Origin of the sequence: Mycobacterium sp. NPDC049093, assembly GCF_040704635.1 — a bacterium.
Classification (GTDB): domain Bacteria; phylum Actinomycetota; class Actinomycetes; order Mycobacteriales; family Mycobacteriaceae; genus Mycobacterium.
Genome location: NZ_JBEZJS010000002.1, coordinates 394,638 through 411,089, shown reverse-complemented (window position 1 = coordinate 411,089; position 16,452 = coordinate 394,638). Strand labels below are relative to the sequence as shown.

16 protein-coding genes and 1 pseudogene are annotated in these 16,452 nt (G+C 63.9%); 15 read left to right on the top strand and 2 right to left on the bottom strand.

What is annotated here, in order from left to right; genetic code table 11:
* The first annotated feature begins 27 nt into the window (after positions 1-27).
* The 12 genes from eccCb (at position 28) to AB0876_RS07415 (ending at position 11,338) form a co-directional block, all read left to right on the top strand.
* On the top strand, positions 28-1,779 hold the full coding sequence (gene eccCb / locus AB0876_RS07470; protein WP_491840028.1) for a type VII secretion protein EccCb: 1,752 nt from the start codon (positions 28-30) through the stop codon (positions 1,777-1,779).
* A gap of 180 nt (positions 1,780-1,959) precedes the next feature.
* Entirely contained in the window at positions 1,960-2,253 is a 294-nt protein-coding gene (locus AB0876_RS07465; RefSeq protein WP_064957543.1) for a PE family protein, read from the top strand.
* A 42-nt stretch (positions 2,254-2,295) separates the two neighbouring features.
* Positions 2,296-3,624, top strand: a complete 1,329-nt coding sequence (locus AB0876_RS07460; protein ID WP_526041636.1) for a PPE family protein — start codon at positions 2,296-2,298, stop codon at positions 3,622-3,624.
* A gap of 91 nt (positions 3,625-3,715) precedes the next feature.
* Positions 3,716-4,018 (top strand): WXG100 family type VII secretion target, encoded by a 303-nt coding sequence (locus tag AB0876_RS07455; protein WP_491840030.1) that lies wholly within the window; start codon positions 3,716-3,718, stop codon positions 4,016-4,018.
* A gap of 31 nt (positions 4,019-4,049) precedes the next feature.
* A complete protein-coding gene (locus tag AB0876_RS07450; RefSeq protein ID WP_064957546.1) occupies positions 4,050-4,337 on the top strand; it encodes a WXG100 family type VII secretion target in 288 nt (95 codons plus the stop codon).
* A 131-nt stretch (positions 4,338-4,468) separates the two neighbouring features.
* Complete coding sequence (locus AB0876_RS07445; protein WP_526041635.1) at positions 4,469-5,899, top strand: MinD/ParA family ATP-binding protein; 1,431 nt, start codon at positions 4,469-4,471, stop codon at positions 5,897-5,899.
* Complete coding sequence (gene eccD, locus AB0876_RS07440) at positions 5,896-7,428, top strand: type VII secretion integral membrane protein EccD (RefSeq protein ID WP_526041634.1); 1,533 nt, start codon at positions 5,896-5,898, stop codon at positions 7,426-7,428. Before AB0876_RS07445 ends, eccD begins: the two co-directional genes overlap by 4 nt.
* A 703-nt stretch (positions 7,429-8,131) precedes the next feature.
* Entirely contained in the window at positions 8,132-8,452 is a 321-nt protein-coding gene (locus tag AB0876_RS07435) for a WXG100 family type VII secretion target (protein ID WP_526041633.1), read from the top strand.
* A gap of 3 nt (positions 8,453-8,455) precedes the next feature.
* Positions 8,456-9,706 (top strand): Rv0964c family protein, encoded by a 1,251-nt coding sequence (locus AB0876_RS07430; protein WP_526041632.1) that lies wholly within the window; start codon positions 8,456-8,458, stop codon positions 9,704-9,706.
* A gap of 78 nt (positions 9,707-9,784) precedes the next feature.
* Positions 9,785-10,477 (top strand): DUF4333 domain-containing protein, encoded by a 693-nt coding sequence (locus tag AB0876_RS07425; protein WP_526041631.1) that lies wholly within the window; start codon positions 9,785-9,787, stop codon positions 10,475-10,477.
* Positions 10,478-10,504: 27 nt separating this feature from the next.
* Positions 10,505-10,843 (top strand): DUF4333 domain-containing protein, encoded by a 339-nt coding sequence (locus AB0876_RS07420; RefSeq protein ID WP_526041630.1) that lies wholly within the window; start codon positions 10,505-10,507, stop codon positions 10,841-10,843.
* A 9-nt stretch (positions 10,844-10,852) separates the two neighbouring features.
* Positions 10,853-11,338 carry a hypothetical protein gene (locus AB0876_RS07415; protein WP_526041629.1) on the top strand — a complete coding sequence of 162 codons (486 nt, stop codon included), beginning with the start codon at positions 10,853-10,855 and terminating at the stop codon, positions 11,336-11,338.
* Positions 11,339-11,512: 174 nt separating this feature from the next.
* Here AB0876_RS07415 and AB0876_RS07410 read toward each other — a convergent pair whose 3' ends face one another.
* Positions 11,513-12,088: a hypothetical protein gene (locus AB0876_RS07410; protein WP_526041628.1), complete on the bottom strand. Its 576-nt coding sequence runs from the start codon at positions 12,086-12,088 to the stop codon at positions 11,513-11,515.
* Between the two features lie 173 nt (positions 12,089-12,261).
* Entirely contained in the window at positions 12,262-13,101 is an 840-nt protein-coding gene (locus AB0876_RS07405; RefSeq protein WP_526041627.1) for a DUF4333 domain-containing protein, read from the bottom strand.
* A 617-nt stretch (positions 13,102-13,718) separates the two neighbouring features.
* Here AB0876_RS07405 and AB0876_RS07400 point away from each other — a divergent pair.
* From AB0876_RS07400 to AB0876_RS07390, 3 genes and pseudogenes are all read left to right on the top strand, one after another.
* Complete coding sequence (locus AB0876_RS07400; RefSeq protein WP_526041626.1) at positions 13,719-14,549, top strand: PE domain-containing protein; 831 nt, start codon at positions 13,719-13,721, stop codon at positions 14,547-14,549.
* Between the two features lie 301 nt (positions 14,550-14,850).
* The gene (locus AB0876_RS07395; protein ID WP_526041625.1) at positions 14,851-15,804 is read left to right on the top strand and encodes an ESX-1 system-associated protein; all 954 of its coding nucleotides are present in this window, start codon (positions 14,851-14,853) and stop codon (positions 15,802-15,804) included.
* 51 nt (positions 15,805-15,855) lie between these two features.
* Positions 15,856-16,452: pseudogene (locus AB0876_RS07390) on the top strand (hypothetical protein); the annotation flags it as partial.

Below are 16,452 nucleotides of genomic sequence, written 5' to 3'. Positions count from 1 at the left end.
CAGCGAGGAGCCGGAGGCGGATCGCGTATGAGTACAGATGCCGAACCGAGGGTGCTGCGCGAGGTCGTCCTCGGCCAGTTGGGCACCGGTGAGAGCCGCGCCTACAAGATGTGGCTGCCGCCGCTGACTGATCCGACCCCGGTCAACGAGCTGGTCGAGCGTGATTACCAGCGTCAGCCACTGCGCTTCGCGCTGGGGATCATGGATGAGCCGCGCCGGCATCGGCAGGACATCTGGGGTATCGACGTCTCGGCGGCCGGCGGCAACATCGCAATCGGTGGTGCCCCGCAGACCGGCAAGTCGACATTCCTGCAGACCTTGATGCTGTCGGCCGCGGCGACCCATACGCCGCGGCAGGTGCAGTTCTACTGCATCGACCTCGGTGGCGGTGGCTTGATGTACATGGAAGACCTGCCGCATGTGGGTGGCGTCGCCACCCGTGCCGAACCGGACCGGGTCAACCGGGTCGTGGCCGAGGTCAAGGCGGTGCTGAGGGCCCGTGAGCAGGTGTTCAAGCAATACCGCGTGGGCTCGATTTCGTCCTACCGTGAGATGCGAGAGGATCCGAACAACCCCGCTGCCCAGGATCCGTTCGGTGACGTCTTCCTCGTGATCGACGGCTGGCCGGCGTTCGTGGCCGAGTTCCCCGATCTGGAAGCGGCGGTGCAGGACCTGGCCGGTCAGGGTCTGGCGTACGGCGTGCACGTCATCATCTCGACCCCGCGCTGGACCGAGCTCAAATCGAGGGTGCGTGACTATCTGGGCGTCAAGGTGGAGTTCCGCCTGGGTGACGTCAACGAGACCCAGATCGACCGGATCACCCGGGACATCCCGGCCAACCGACCGGGCCGTGCCGTCTCCCTCGAGAAGCACCACCTGATGATCGGGGTGCCCCGGCTGGACGGCGTACACAGCGCCGCCAACATCGTCGATGCCATCTCGGCAGGCGTACAGGAAGTGGCCTCGCGCTACACCGACCAGGCGCCGCAGGTGCGGGTGCTCCCGGAGAAGATCTACCTCCATCAGCTCGACCCGAATCCGCCCGGACCCGACTCCGACTACCGGACCCGCTGGCAGGTGCCGTTGGGGCTGCGCGAGTCTGACCTCGCGGTCGCCTACAACCAGATGAACATGACGCCGCATTTGCTGATCTTCGGCGCTCCGAAGTCGGGGAAGACCACCATCGCACATGCGGTCGCCAAGGCGATCTGCAGTCGCAACAGTCCCGACCAGGTGCGGTTCATGCTGGCCGACTACCGATCGGGCCTGCTCGACGCGGTGCCCGAGTCGCATCTGCTGGCCGCCGGCGCGATCAACCGCAACAGCGCATCGCTGGAAGAGTCGATCAAGGCGCTGGCCACCAACCTGAAGAAGCGGCTGCCACCGGCGGATCTGACCACCGCACAGTTGCGGTCGCGGTCCTGGTGGAGCGGTCCCGACATCGTGCTGCTGGTCGACGACTGGCACATGATCACCGCCGCTGCGGGCATGGTGTCGCCGATGGCGCCGTTGAGTGCGTTGCTGCCGGCGGCGGCCGACATCGGCCTGCACATCATCGTGACGTGCCAGATGAGCCTGGCGCACCGGGCCACGATGGACAAGTTCGTGGGTGCTGCGTTCGGCGCCGGTTCGCCGACGTTGTTCCTGTCCGGCGAGAAGAACGATTTCCCGTCGCGGGAGATCATCGTCAAGAAAAGGCCGCCTGGCCAGGCATTTATGGTCGCGCCGGACGGCAAGGAGGTTATTCAGGCGTCCTATGTGGACCCGCCCGCGGAATAAGTGTTCTCACCACCCCGAAAGGGCAGTTAGTATTTATCCAACGCACTCAGCAACGCTGGCGGCGGCCCGCCAGCAAAGGGATCGGGGGACAGATTCCTTGGCGGCTTGGCAAACTTCATGCCAGGCCGGCCTTGAGTGCTTGTCCCTGGTTATTTGTAATCGAAACAGGGGAGTAAGCAAATGGAACCGTTGATGCACAACCCGGGTGCCGAAGGTGTTGCGGCACAGGTGATCGCAAACGCGGCCCGTGGTCTGGCCGGTGGCACCACCGCTACCGCCGCTGTCACCGCGCTGGTTCCGGCCGGTGCTGACGAGGTCTCGGCCTTGGCGGCGATGGCCTTCGCCAGCGAGGGTGTCGAGGCGCTTGCGGCGAACTCGTTCGCCCAGGAGGAGCTGACCCGCGCGGGTGCGGCCTACGCGGAGATCGCGGGCATCTACAACGCGGTCGACGCGGCTCAGGCCACCACGCTCTAGCAGCTCGTCGGCAAATTCGTCTTCAGATAGGGTCATCTGGTAATGGTTGCGGTTCCGCCCGTCCCACCGACCTGGTTTGCGCTGCCTCCAGAGGTGAACACCGCGCGGTTGATGGTCGGGGCTGGTCCGGCGCCGATGCTGCAGGCCGCGACGGGTTGGGAAGGCCTGGCGATCCTGCTGGAGACCCAAGCCGACGAACTCGCCGGCGCGCTCGCCAACCTGACCTCGGTGTGGAGTGGCGCGGCGAGTGAGCGTGCGGTCTCCGCGACGATGCCGATGATTCTGTGGCTGCGGACGATGGCCATGCAGGCGCAGAAACGCGCCCTGCAGGCCGGCGCCCAGGCGAGCTCGTACACCCTGGCTCTGACGACGACGCCGCCGATACCTGAGATCGAACAGAATCACGTCACCACTGCAACGCTCAACGCGACGAATTTCCTCGGTATCAACACCGTGCCGATCGCCGTGAATGAGATGGATTACTGGGTCAGGATGTGGAATCAGGCCGCCGATGCGATGGAGGCCTACCACGCCGCAACCACCGTCAACCTGCTGTTCGAGCCGATCATGCCGATGACGCCGATCGTGTTGCCCGGGGTCGGAGAGACGACCGCGGGAGCAGCGCTCGCGTCGACGGCACCGCGGGTCGCCCAGGGCATGATGCGCAACGCGATTATGGAGGGCGTCGCCGTGAAGGCGACGGTCGAGTCGGTGGCCTTGACTGCGGGGCGCACTGGGGCGTGGGTCAACCACGCCGAGCAGCTGGGGGCCGGGGCAGCGAACAAGGGTGAGAGCGCGGCGCAGCAGAAGCAGGATCCGTCCCAGAAGAACCCCATGCAGCAGGGCATGCAGATGGTCATGCAGATGGCGCAGCAGGGTGGTCAGCTTGCGGGGCAGATACCGCAGATGGTCCAGAGCCAGATGCAGATGTTCACCCAGCCGCTGCAGCAGGTCACCCAGATGGTCAGTCAGTTCACCAGCATGGGCGGCAGCGACAAGGGTATGCAGGTCGGGCTGATGGGGGCGACGCCGTTCTCGAACCATCCGCTGACAGGCGGTACCGGCCCGAGCTCGGGCGCGGGCCTGGTGCGTGCGGCGTCGTTGCCTGGCGCTCTCGGATCTCCGCCGCGCACGGCGCTGTTGTCCAGCATGTTGGGCATCAGCGGCGAGGCCAAGCCTGCCGTGTCCGCCATGGCCGCGGGCGGCGCGGGTCCGGTGGCGCCGGTCGGTGGCGGCGCCGGCGGAGGTGGCGGGGCACCGGTGCACGCCGCCAAGAACAACGAAGAGAAGAGCGGCGGCACCAAGGACGGATTGATCGCGCCGACCTCGCTCACGTACGACCAAACCGACGACGGGGACGACGACTGGTAGTCGTCCACTACACAGACTTTCCGGCCACCCGGCCGGAGGACTCGCCAAATTTTCTCTGGTGAGGACAAAGGAAAAATAAGGGGAATCCAACATGGCACAGATGAATACAGATGCCGCCGTCCTCGCCAAGGAGGCTGCTAACTTCGAGCGCATCTCCGGTGAGCTCAAGAGCGTCATGGCGCAGGTCGACTCGACCGGCGGCGCCCTGGCGGCTCAGATGCGGGGTGCCGCGGGCGACGCCGCTCAGAGCGCACTGCTGCGGTTCCAGGACGCTGCCAACAAGCAGATGCAGGAACTGAACGACATCTCGAACAACATCCACACCTCGGGCACGCAGTACACCAGCACCGACGACGACCAGGCCAGCACGCTGTCCTCGGCGATGAACATCTGACCTAACTGACCTCAAGAACGGAGACAAACACATGACTGAACAGGTTTGGAATTTCGCTGGTATCGAAGGCGGAGCCGGTGAGATCCACGGCGCCGTCAGCACCACCGCCGGTCTGCTGGACGAGGGCAAGGGCTCGCTGGCCTCGCTCGCCGCAGCATGGGGTGGCTCGGGTTCGGACGCCTACCAGGCCGTTCAGACCCGTTGGGACAGCACCGCCAACGAGCTGAACACGGCGCTGCAGAACCTCGCGCAGACCATCAGCGAGGCGGGCCAGACCATGGCCCAGACCGAGGCCGGCGTCTCGGGGATGTTTGCCTAGTATTACGCGGCAAACAAGCATGCTTTGGTGGGCGGGTGCTCGGACCATCTGACGATGGCCCGAACCCGCCCACCACTTGCGCTTGGGTGTAAAGATCTAACCATCTGTTTTTGACTATCTGAGGGGTCCCCATGTCGGCCGACTATGACCGGCTCTTTCACTCGTCGGAACCGGGTAAACCGGTCGACGACGCCACGGCCATCGTGGACAGAGATGCCATCCTGAAGGCCGCCGCGGCAGCGGCGCCACCGCCGGTCCCGGTTGGGGAAACCAGTACCACGGATGTGCCCGTGGCCCCCACGGCCTCCACCCAGACTCAGGCAGCGCCGCAGCCTCGGCACGCGGAGACGGCGCAGCCGATGCCTGCGCCCATGCCGCAGCCGCCGGCGAGCGCGCCGCAGTGGCCGCAGAACTCCATGCTGCGGGCTCCGCAGCAGCAACAGCAGTTCGGCCAGGGCGCCCGGCACGAGCAGGCCCGCGCCATGCCCGGCCCGGCGCCGCGCGTCGCGCCCGGCCCGGCACCGTCGCAGTTCGCCGATCTCGATCCCGAGGTCAGTGGCCAGTGGCGAGCGGGGCAGGCCATCCCGACTCCGGCCGCGCCCGGACCCACCTCGGCCGCCACGATGGGCAACCACCGCGCGATCGACGCGTTGTCGCACGTCGGAGTGAAGACCGGCGTGAAGATGCCGTCCCAGCGCGGATGGCGCCACTGGCTCTATCTCACGACGCGGATCAACCTCGGTCTGTCGCCGGATGAGATCTACGAACTTGACCTGCACAACCGGATTCGGCGCAATGCCCGTGACTCCTACCAGATCGGGGTGTTCGGTCTGAAGGGCGGCGTCGGCAAGACCGCGGTGACGGTCGCGCTGGGATCGGCCATGGCAAAGGTCCGTGGTGACCGCATCCTGGCGATCGACGCCGACCCCGACGGCGGCAACCTGGCCGACCGGGCCGGGCGTCAGTCCGCCGCGACGATCTCCGATCTGCTCGCCGACCAGGAACTGTCGCGCTACAACGACATTCGCGCCTACACGAGCATGAACGGCGCGAACCTCGAGGTGCTGTCGTCCGAGGACTACAGCGGCGCACAGCGTGAGTTCAACGACGACGACTGGAAAGGCGCCACCGCGGTGGTGTCGCGCTACTACAACCTCGTCCTCGCCGACTGCGGTGCCGGCCTGTTCCAGAAGGCGTCCCGCGGAGTGCTGTCCACCGTGTCGGGCATGGTCATCGTGGCCAGCGCCTCGATCGACGGGGCCCGGCAGGCCGCCATCACCATGGACTGGTTGCGCCAGAACGGATACCAGGATCTGCTCGGCCGGTCCTGTGTCGTCATCAACCACGTCACGCCGGGTAAGCCCAACGTCGACGTCGAGGATCTGGTGCAGCAGTTCGAACGCCACGTACCTCCGGGCCGGGTCGTCGTGCTGCCGTGGGACAAGCACATCGCCGCGGGCACCGAGATTCAGCTCGAGCTGCTCAGCGACACGTTCCAGCGGCGCATCACCGAGCTGGCCGCTGCGCTTTCCGACGATTTCGACAGGCTTGAACGGCGTTGACCGCGACCGCAGCTGCCGCTGACACATCGAGCTCGACGCCCGGCCGGCCGGCCACCACCCGCGTCACCATCCTCACCGGTAAGCGGATGACGGATCTGGTGTTGCCCGCCACGGCGGCGATCGAGACCTACATCGACGAAACCGTGAGTGTCCTGGGCGAATTGCTCGAGGACACTCCCAAGGACACCCTCGCCGGTTTCGATTTCTCCGAGCAGGGCATGTGGGCATTCGCCCGCCCGGGTGCGCCGCCACTGAAGGCCGACGAATCCCTGGATGATGCCGGGGTGGTCGACGGTTCGTTGCTGACCTTGGTTTCGGTCAGCCGCACCGAGCGGTACCGCCCGCTTGTCGAGGACGTGATCGACGCGATCGCGGTGCTCGACGAATCACCGGTCTTCGACCGCACGGCACTGAATCGCTTTGTCGGCATCGCCATTCCGGTGGTCGCCACAGTCATCACCGTCATGTCGCTGGTGTCCTGGAATGGGGCCGGCCAGGGCTGGTGGTGGGCGTTGGCGCTGGGGCTGTTCGGTCTGGGCCTGCTCGGCGGAAGCTTCGCCGCGCAGAGCCGTTACCAGAACCTGGATTTGGCCGAGAGCCTGATGCTCGCGGCGACGATCGTGCTGGGCGGCGCCGCGGCGCTGGCCGTGCCGTTGCCCTATGACGCCGATTCTCTCGGCGCGCCGCAGCTGGCCGGAGCGGGTGCGGTCGTGCTGTTGTTGACTTTGGCGACCCGTGGCGGGCCACGAGGTCGGGCTGACGTGGCCTCATTCGCGGCGGTGATGGCGATCGCCATCACCGGTGCGGCGATCGCCGTCGGTTACGACGGCGGCACGTGGGTACCGGCCGGAGCCATCGCGTTCGGGTTGATCGTGGTGACCAATGCCGCCAAACTCACTGTCGCCGTTGCCCGTATCGCCCTGCCGCCCATCCCGGCGCCCGGTGAGTCGGTGTCCAACGACGAGCTGCTCGACCCGGTCATCACTCCCGACGAGGTCGACGAGGCCTCGCCCACCTGGAAGGCGATCATCGCCTCGGTGCCGGAATCGGCGGCACGGCTGCAGGAGCGCAGCCTGCTCACCCGCCAGCTGTTGATCGGGTTCCTATCGGCGGGTGCGCTGGTGCTGTCGGTCGGCGCGATTGCCGTTGTGGTGCAAGGACACTTCTTCGTACACAGCATGATCGTGGCCGCCCTGGTGGCTGTGATCTGTGGCTTCCGGTCGCGGCTCTATGCTGAGCGGTGGTGCTCCTGGGCACTGCTCGCGGCAGCGGTCACCGTGCCCACCGGTGTGATGGTTCGGTTGTGCCTATGGAATCCCGCCAGTGCGTGGCTGGTGCTGGCGATCTACACGGCGCTCGGGTTGGTTGCGGTGATCACCATCGGTGCGACCGACGGCGTGCGCCGCGTGTCACCGGTGACCAAGCGGATCCTGGAACTGGGTGACGGCCTGGCCATTGCCGCGGTGATTCCGTTGCTGCTGTGGATCGCCGGCGTCTACGACCTGCTGCGAAACCTGCGGTTGCACTGAGGTTTACGGGGTGGCTGGTGGGCTTTGGCGGAGGCTTGCCCGGTAGGGACGCGGTGCATGCCAATCGCAGTGCCCATCGTCGGCATCGGTAGCGTCAGACCGTGATGACTCGGTGCCGGCGAGTGTTGGTTGCCCGGCTTGGTGGCCGTGTGCATGGCGATTAGTGGGCGGGGTGTGCGCCGACCGGGTCGCCGACGCGGGAAGCCCAGCAAGGGCACGACGTGAATCAGAATTCGCCTGAGGGCGAGGCGATTTTGAAGGCCGCGGCCACCGATGTATACGGCCAACTGGGTAAACCCGCTCAGATTTCCGTGCAGACCTTCAAGGCGGCGAGCGGGTGGCGTTCGTGTCCATGCAGCTCAACAGCCCGACTGGAGCCCGTTCGACTACGCCGGGACAGCGCTGGCCGAGGTGGCGGCAAACGGTGACGCCTCGAAGCGCTACGTCGGACTGTTTCGGTCAAATTCAAGCGGCGCTTGGGATTTGGTGACCAGCGTGGTCGGGCCTACTGCGCCGGCGCGGACCGAGTTGGGCGCAGGAATACTCCGCACCGGCGGAGCTTTTCGGCAGCTGAGAACTCAGCCGGCGGGTTCGGCCCATGAGCTAAAACTTCTGCACCTGAGGCCTGTGACCGCGGGTTAGGCTAGCTACTCGTGAGAGGCCGCGCCTGGCGGACTGTTTGAGCATTGGTAGAGGGGGGCCGATGAGCCAACTACGTGTGGACGCGGCGGCTGTGCACGAATCGGGCAAGCAGGTAGGCGAGCTTGCTGAAACGTTGCGGGGTGAACTTGCCTCCTCGAGCCAGCAGCTCGCGGCAGCGCAGTCCGGGTGGATCGGCAAGTCGGCTGCAGCCTTGGCCGCAAAGTTGGCCGAATGGGACGAGGACGCCGAGATTCATCACCACAATATTTCCGGGCACGGTGAGCGCTTCGTTGCCGCTGCGGCGATGTACGGCCACACCGATGAGTCCGAAGCGGAGTCGGTGAAGTCAGCCGGCGACACATTCGATTCCAGCGTGGTTTGATCCGTGGGCTTGAACGTAGCCGATATCGATCGGTGGGATTCTGCTGCAATCAATGCGGTCAGCCAGTCAAGTGCGGTCCGAGCTGAAGCTGCCTCTCGGGTCAGTGGCTCGCTCGGGAGTCTGACTGCGTTCCAAAGCTGGTCGGGCCAGGGGTCCGCGGCGGCGCTGCAACAGACACAGGCTCGCGCAAGCGATCTGCTCACCCATGTCCAGGATTCCACGGGGGTCTCCACCGCCGCGCGGACCGCGGCGAACGAGGTAAGTCAGGTCAAATCCCAACTGGCGGCGCTTCGTTCAACGGCGGGGGCCTACGGGATTGTGATCGATGCGGCGACTAGTCGGGTGATAGCGCCGTCGGTCGAATCGCTTCAGGCGGCGAGCAAAAAGCTCGTCGAGACGATGGTGAAGAACACCCAGTCAGCCGTCGACAAGCTGCTGCAAGCGGCGAATAAGGCGGATGACCTCCTGGCGAAAGCTTTTGAGCCTGGCGAGAAGAAGAAGCTGCTCGAGAAGTCGAAGGAATTCGATCCGAAGAACAAGAAAGAGCGTGACTTCGGGTCCCGAAAAGACGAGAAAAAAGACGGCAAAGACAAAGATGGCAAGGATAAAGACGGGAAGAACGGCGACGACAAGTCCAAAAAAGGCCCCGGCGTAAAGCTCTACGAGAAAGAAGTCACCAGCGGAAAGGCTTCGGTCTATTCAAAGGAGACTCCCGAAGGTAAGCACACGTTCGACAACGGCGTTGAGGTCAAGGGCACCGCAGGTGTCGATGTCCTCAGCGCTGAGGCGAAGGCCAATGTAGAGGTCACCTCTGACGGTATCTCGGCAGGTGCCAACGCCAATGCGACCTTGGTTGGTGCTGAGGCGAAGGGTTCGGCAACCTATGGCATCGCCGAGGCTGAGGGCGAGGTACGCGCGGCCGTTGAAGCTGACGCCACCGCCAATGCGTCCATAGGCGCTGACGGCGTGAATTTGGAGGCCGAAGCTTTTGCCGGCGCACGTCTGACCGGGGACGCCAGCGTCGACGTGGGTGGTGTCGGCGTGGGGGCCCACGGCGAGTTGCAAGCCGGGATCGGTGTCTCGGGAGATCTGGATGCCGGGTTCCACGACGGCAAGCTCAAGATCGGCGGATCGGTCGGCGCCGCATTAGGCGTGGGTGGCAAGGTGGGCTTCGAGGTGGAGATTGACCCCGGTAAGGTCACCGACACCATCAAGGACGGGGCCAAGAAGGTCGGCAAGTGGTTCGGATTCTAAGGGGGACATGTGGCTGGTCGGGGTATTGAGCTCACAGGCGACGTACCCGACGGTTGGGTCTCTGTCGAGCCCCAGGTCGTGAACGAGGACGCCGCATCAATCGTCTTGCTACGCAGAGCTGATCTTGATGCGCCCTTCACGACGAACATCACGGTCACCGAACAGCTCATGGGGCCTACTGGCGACCTAGCCGAGCGGGCTGCGACGTACCGTCAGAGACTGGCCGGCAGGACCACGGATTTGACGTTGGTGCGGGAAGGGATGATCTCGGAGTCCCCGCCCGATCAGTACGCCCAGGAACTTCAATTCACCGTCAATCTCGACGGCCGATCCATAGATATCAAGCAGTCCCAGTTTCTCTTCGAAATACCGACTGAAGAACCGTCTAAATTGGTTCTGATTCAGCTGCTGTACAGCGCGCCGGCGGACGCCTATGAATCCGGGCAATCTGCGGTCGTGCAGTTCATGGAATCCATCCAGGCGCGACGAAACACCGGTGAAACGGTTGATGCACCTGCCGGTAGTCCTGGGCGTGCTGGGCTGACTAAAGAGCATTTAGAATCGCGCGTGAAAGACCTTTTGGAACGCTCGGCCGGGAAGAAGGCTGACGCGGTGATCTGCAACGGCGACCTTCCCGCAGAAATTGGCGCCGTCCAGCGATGTGCGCTAGTGGTTGGTGAAACCAAACTGGGCGTCACAGTTACTGTGACCGCCGTCGAAAGTGCCGAAGTCAAGTTCGATATTCAGGTTGATCGCAAACCAATGGTGTAGTGAGAAGTATTCAGAGGGGAATTGACAATGCTAAATACAAAGCTTGATACGCGCCGAATGCTGGCTGCTTCAATGCTCGTGGCTGCAGGAGTCCTTGGCGCCTGTTCGGCCAACGTACATATCGGCAGCACTGGTACGCCCAAAGATCAGTTGGCTAAAACGGTCAAGGAGAAGTTGGAAGCCCAGGCGGGTAAGAAGGCGGATTCGGTGACCTGCGACGGTGACCTTGAAGCCAAGGTGGGGGCGACGCAGCGATGTGTGTTGACCGTCAAGGGTACGAAATTGGGTGTGACTGTCACCGCGACATCGGTGAGTGACGACAACATCAAGTTCGATGCCAAGGTCGACGACAAGCCGATGTCCTGAGCGGCAATCGTGGGTTTCTCTGATTTCTTCGGCAGCGGCAGCCGCAAGCCGGAGCCAGACGTCATTGCTGTGTCCCCTCAAGAACTGTGGCAACGGTTGATGCGGTTGAACAATGCTGCAGCGCCGTGGCGAGTGCGACAGGGCACATCCGAAGAGGGCGTTGACCTTGTTGCGGAGTGGCGGACGGGCGATCCGCGGTGGCAGCCGATCTTCGACGAGATCAACATCAACGAGAGCTTCATGGTCCTCATGCGGTTGGATCCGGAGAAGTCTGAACTGCGGGCCAAAGACCAGATGTGGGAGTGGCGCCGCGACGACAACAATCGGTTCCGCCAGATCCGGGTCGATTCCAGTGGCAATCTACAGGTGACTGCGTCAGGGACCGTCAACGGTTACGACTATCGATTCGATACGAACGACATGAAGAATCCGTTGCGAGACACTGCGACTGCTTCTGGGTGGGCGTACAAAGGACTGCTGTACCGGAGCGTGTGAGGCGCCGCTTGGTCCGATCCCCGGGGGCATCCCAATGCAGGCAATGCCTTGCACGCCAGCCGTAGACGACTGTTCCCGCGTTCCACCTGATCATCGACAACGGCGATCAGTGAACGCGCGGCGATGATTTGGCCACCACAGTGGCCGGGTCAGCCAGGATCAGAACGCCTAGCGCTACTGGCCGAAGTGTCGCGCTATGAGCGCCTGGTCGGCGCCATCTGCCTGTTCCGGAGTCGCGTACGGCATGTTCGTCTCGACGAAGTACCGAGCTTCGCGGACGTCCATTCCATGCTCTACGAGCATGTTCACGGCGTCGCCGTGCAGCACGGCGGTCGCACGTTTGGCGGCCACGCCGGCCACGAAACAGATTTCGTCCGCTAGTTGGGCTTCGGTGAGTCTGACGACCGTCGGATCCAGGTCGACCTTGGCGATCGAGCCGTTGAGGTAGGCGCTGACGGCGACGGTGCCAGGCGGATTGATGGCCTGTACCACCGGGATCTGTTCTGTCCCTTCGGGCTCAGCTTCGTCGTTGACGGCACCGAAGCCGTTGACCTCGGTCTCGTCGGGCGCGTGGTAGAGGTAGTCGCTTGCCGCGTCGAAGGCCTCGCCGTGGTCAAACTCCTGACCGCTGTGGTGGTCTGGCAAAGCGTCGAGGCCGGAACCCTCTTCGAACACCGGGGCTCCGAAGTCGAGCGCGTCGAAGCCGTTGTCGTCGGCGTCATCCCAGTCGTTGGAACCGTAAGGTGCCATGTGCCCGTCATCCCCCTTGGCAGCCGACCGGCGGCCGCCAGTCACGTTCACGGCGGGTAATCTCCCGTACCGAGGTCTGCTCCGCCTGACTATTCATCTGGTCGCCTCACGATGCAAGCGATGTTCAGATGATCCCCGGTTATTTCTGCTGTTCGGCGCTAACTGACGGCGTGTCAGTTGGCCGGGCTGGGTGACGAGTCGTCAGGACCCGATGAGTCGCCCGACTTGCCCTGACCGGGTGGAATCGAGATATGGAAGTCGATATTCGTGCCGTTGACCTCGGTGGCCGTCACGGTTGCCTGATAGGTGTCTTCACCGACGGTCACTGCGCACGTCTGGGTCGCATTCACCTTTGCGGGCAGGCCACCGTCGCAATCAACGGAGTCGATTGGGACGTCGATTTTCGGTTGAAGTTGCTTCATTGCGGCGGACTCCAACGCCTTCTTGCTCACCTCGGGCACGGCGGGTGCGCTTGAAGTGGGAGACGACGAAGACGCGGGCGACGAGGATGGAGACGACATCGTGCCGACCTCGAAGCTGCCGGAGCATCCGGCCAAAGCCCCGATCACCGGGAATGCCCCAACCGCGATCCATCGCGTCATCGATTGCAAAGCCACATCTGCCCCCTGAATCCGCTCCGCGTGCGGCGATCTCCGCAGGCGTTCCGACAGAGTATGGCAGGCTGCCGACTGGGGTCGGATGGATGCCCACCCTTGCCTGACGCAAACCACGGTAGCCGGAGCGCTCGAAGAAGAACGAAGTTGAAGGCAGTGGTGGACTTGATGTACGTCGTGCCACTGGACGCCCACGTGCGTTTCGCACGCGATGGCCAATGCTGCGACACCTTCGATCACTCCCAGGACCAGTTCGACCGTGGTGACATCACGGCCGAGTTGGAATGGCGATAGCGTCCGCCGGATCGGGGCGGCCAGATGCCCAGGACGCAGCGGGTTGTCGGGGCCTCCGTTGATGAACGCGGTGATTGCGTTGTGACGTAAGGCGAATCCGGTCATGGCACCGCGGCGGCGGGTAGTGCGGGCAGCCAGTGGGTTCAGACGCCGACCACAGCAACGCAGCCATATCCCGGCCGGTACATCCCATTCCACTAGGCCGGCGCCGCTGCAGCCCAACTCCTCGGCGGAACACTCGATCTTCGAACAGTCCCCACGAAGGCAGAGTCTCGCATCGCCGGGGAACATCCGCATACCACCTTGGGAAGGTCTCGTTGGACGCGGATCATGAGGTCCTGAATCGTCGTCGTCGGGAATCTCGCAGAACCGTCGACGGCCGAGCGGCAGCAAACGGTGCTTCGCAACGTTAGGTCGGACTATCCCGGTGAGATCGGGGCAACGAGTTGGGATTTGGTCACTGCCGAATTGGGGCGCGGCCGGTGCGGACCGAGTGGGCGAAGAAGGTGTTCGGCTCCGGTGGAGTTGTTCGGCAGACGTGGCCTAAAGCAGGCGAGTTCGCTGCATGTGGCCCTGACCGCAAAGCGCGGCCTACACCCTCGACAGACTTGCCTCGGTAGGGGCTTCGCTTGAAGCTTGGGCCGACCGGAGTCGCCGCTGGAGATTGGCGCATACGACGGGAACGAACGGCCGTTAAGCTGGCAGGTGCTATGCCTGCGTTGGTGGATCTGCCGTGGGTCGTACGAGGGGAATTGCGGATGGGGTATCCCGGTATTCGGGTTGATGAGACGAAGCTTGCCTGGGATCCGGCTGAGGTAACGGTACCGGCAGCCCCTCCGGTTACAGCTGGCAGTGACCCGCTCAGCGTTCTGGTGGCAGCGGTGGTTCCGGACTATGAATCCGACGTGAAACAGCAGGTTGCCGCCACTCGTGCGCGTGAGGAGCGTTTCGCCGCGAATTTGCAGGCTGCCCGAGGTTCGTATCACGCTACCGATGGGGCGGGAGGGGATCAGATCAGCTCTGCAGGGAGCAAGCTGTCGGATCCTGCTGATGCGTTCGGTGCCGGCTCTCCGGGGAGCACCCCGGCTGCCGCTTCATCGGCTGGTGATGGCGGCGGGAGTCTGCTGAGCCAGTTGATGGGTGTGGCAATGCAGGTTGGGCAGCAGGCGGTGCAGGTACCCATGCAAGCGGCGGGGGCGGCTGGGCAGATGGTGCAGCCGGTGATGCAGGGTGTTCAGGGCATCGTGCAGCAGGCGTCCCAGGGTCCGGAGAAGCCGGGCGAGGGCGCCAAGGGCGATGCCGCTGCCAACGGCGCTCAAGGTGCTGGGCAGCCGGGATCTGCGGGCGACAAGCCCGAGGGCAAAGACATGGACGATGAAGACAAGTCCTCCGACGACAGGTCGCCAGAGGACAAGAACAAGGACGCGGCCGGAGCGGATGCCGGCCGTGGTCCGCAGGCACCGGTGGGTGCCCCGCAGACAGAGTCGTCGATTCCTGGTGAAGCACCACGGCATCGGCGAATGACAGAGACGTCACCGGAGGTTGCGCTGTGAAGCACGGCAGGGTTATTGAGATGAATGACGTGAATGCTCGTGTGGGGGTGCATCGGTGACTCTACCGCCTCCTCCTGGTTCGGTGCCTCCCGCAGGGGGTTCTCAGCCGCCGCATGGCGGCTCCCAACCACCACAGCATGGCGGCCAGCCACCGTTTGGCGGGCCGGGTGGGTATCCGGGGGCGAATCCGAACCAGCCGCCGGCCTGGCAGCAGGCGCCGTTGCAACCGGTGCAGGCTCGGAAGCGGGGCAACGGCTGGAAGTGGGCGCTGGGTGGAGTGGCATTAGTGGCGGTGGTCGGTGTGACCGCCGCGGTCACGTTGTCGGTGGCGAACAAGGGCGACGGTGGCGACCCCGGTTCGCCAACGGCCGCTCCGCCGACCGCATCCGTCAGCGGTGCGGCGCACCCGGATATTGCCAGCGCTAATGACACCGGGCCCGTGGCGGTGATTACCGAGGACCCCTCTTGCAAAACGCAGTATCCCGTAATCAGCGCGTACATCAGTCGGACCACGAATGGCTGGGAAAAGCGCGACCCGGAGCTTGCCGCCGCGGACTGGACGCCGGAGATCCGTGGTCAGTACGAGGCTGCCGGACAGGCATTCCGGGATGCCGCCGACCAAATCATCCCCTCAGCGAAACTGACCCCGCATCGAGTCATGCGGGAACTGTACGAACAATTCATCGCCTATGCACGAGCCTATGCCGACAGCATCCCCAACTACGCACCCATCAACAACAACCTGGCTGCGGCCGCAGCCAGAGCGGCCGATGCAATCGACAGAATATGCGCTGCGATTTCGTACAGTTCAGCCGCCGCCCGGGGACCATTGGTTCAGGCCCTGCCGGCGCCTTCTGATGTCGCGCCGGTGCGCGATCCCGCTGATGCGCAAAAAATGCTGTCTGAGCCGAATTCTGTTTGCCCAGAATGGAATTCAGCGATAGAACAATACTACGCCAATAGCGATGCCTGGAACCGGACAAGTCCGGATATCCCTGGCACTGAATGGTCGCCGGAACAACGAAAGACAAACGACGATGTGGTTCCCGTCATGAGACTTTTGAACACGCAGCTTTCCGCGTTGGGTCGTAGAAGCGAGAATCCGACGCTGCGCGACCTCGCGGACCTATCGGTTCAGTACCGGAAGGCCTATTTGGAGGCGCTGCCTACCTATACCCCGGCCGATAAATATCTCGCAGCAGCGGCAACTCGCGCCGCGAATGTGGTCGAGTTCGCTTGCAAGGCAGTGGGGTAACGGTATGCAGACTCGGAATCGTGTCAGGAAGCGCAACGGGCGGTAGCCACAGTGGGGACTAAGCAACCCGATACCAGTGAGTACGGTGGCCAGACTGTACTCGGCCCCGCGTGGCCGCACGCCGACGAAGAGGCCATCGGCGCTGCCGCCGACGCGTTCGGCACATTGGCAACTAACGTGCGCGATCAGGTTGTTCCCGATGCGGGCAGGCAGCGTATGAAGCTGTCCGATCATTGGGAGGGCACCGGTGCCCAAGCGGCTTACGACGAGGCCTCCGGGATCATCGACGATCACGAACTCAGTCAGGCCGCCGCGGAGCGGGTAAAAGGCAAACTGCAACTCATCGAAAAGAAGATCGCCGACACAAAAGATCTGGTTAATTCGACCGCGCAACGTGTGCAGAAGACGTGCGAAGACATTCACAACGAGGGCTTTCCTCAGATTCCCTTCAGAGACACTCGATCCGATCGGATCGATGATGAAATCCTTAAGGGCTACGACGAAAACGTGGGGCATGTCTCCGATGCGGCAAAGTCCTTAGCGCACCATTTGCATGTGCCAGCGCACACAGCCGGCGCGGACGGGAAGGTTCCTGATCCGGCACAAACGAAAACGCCGGACCCGAATGGCGGTCAGGGTGATCCATCG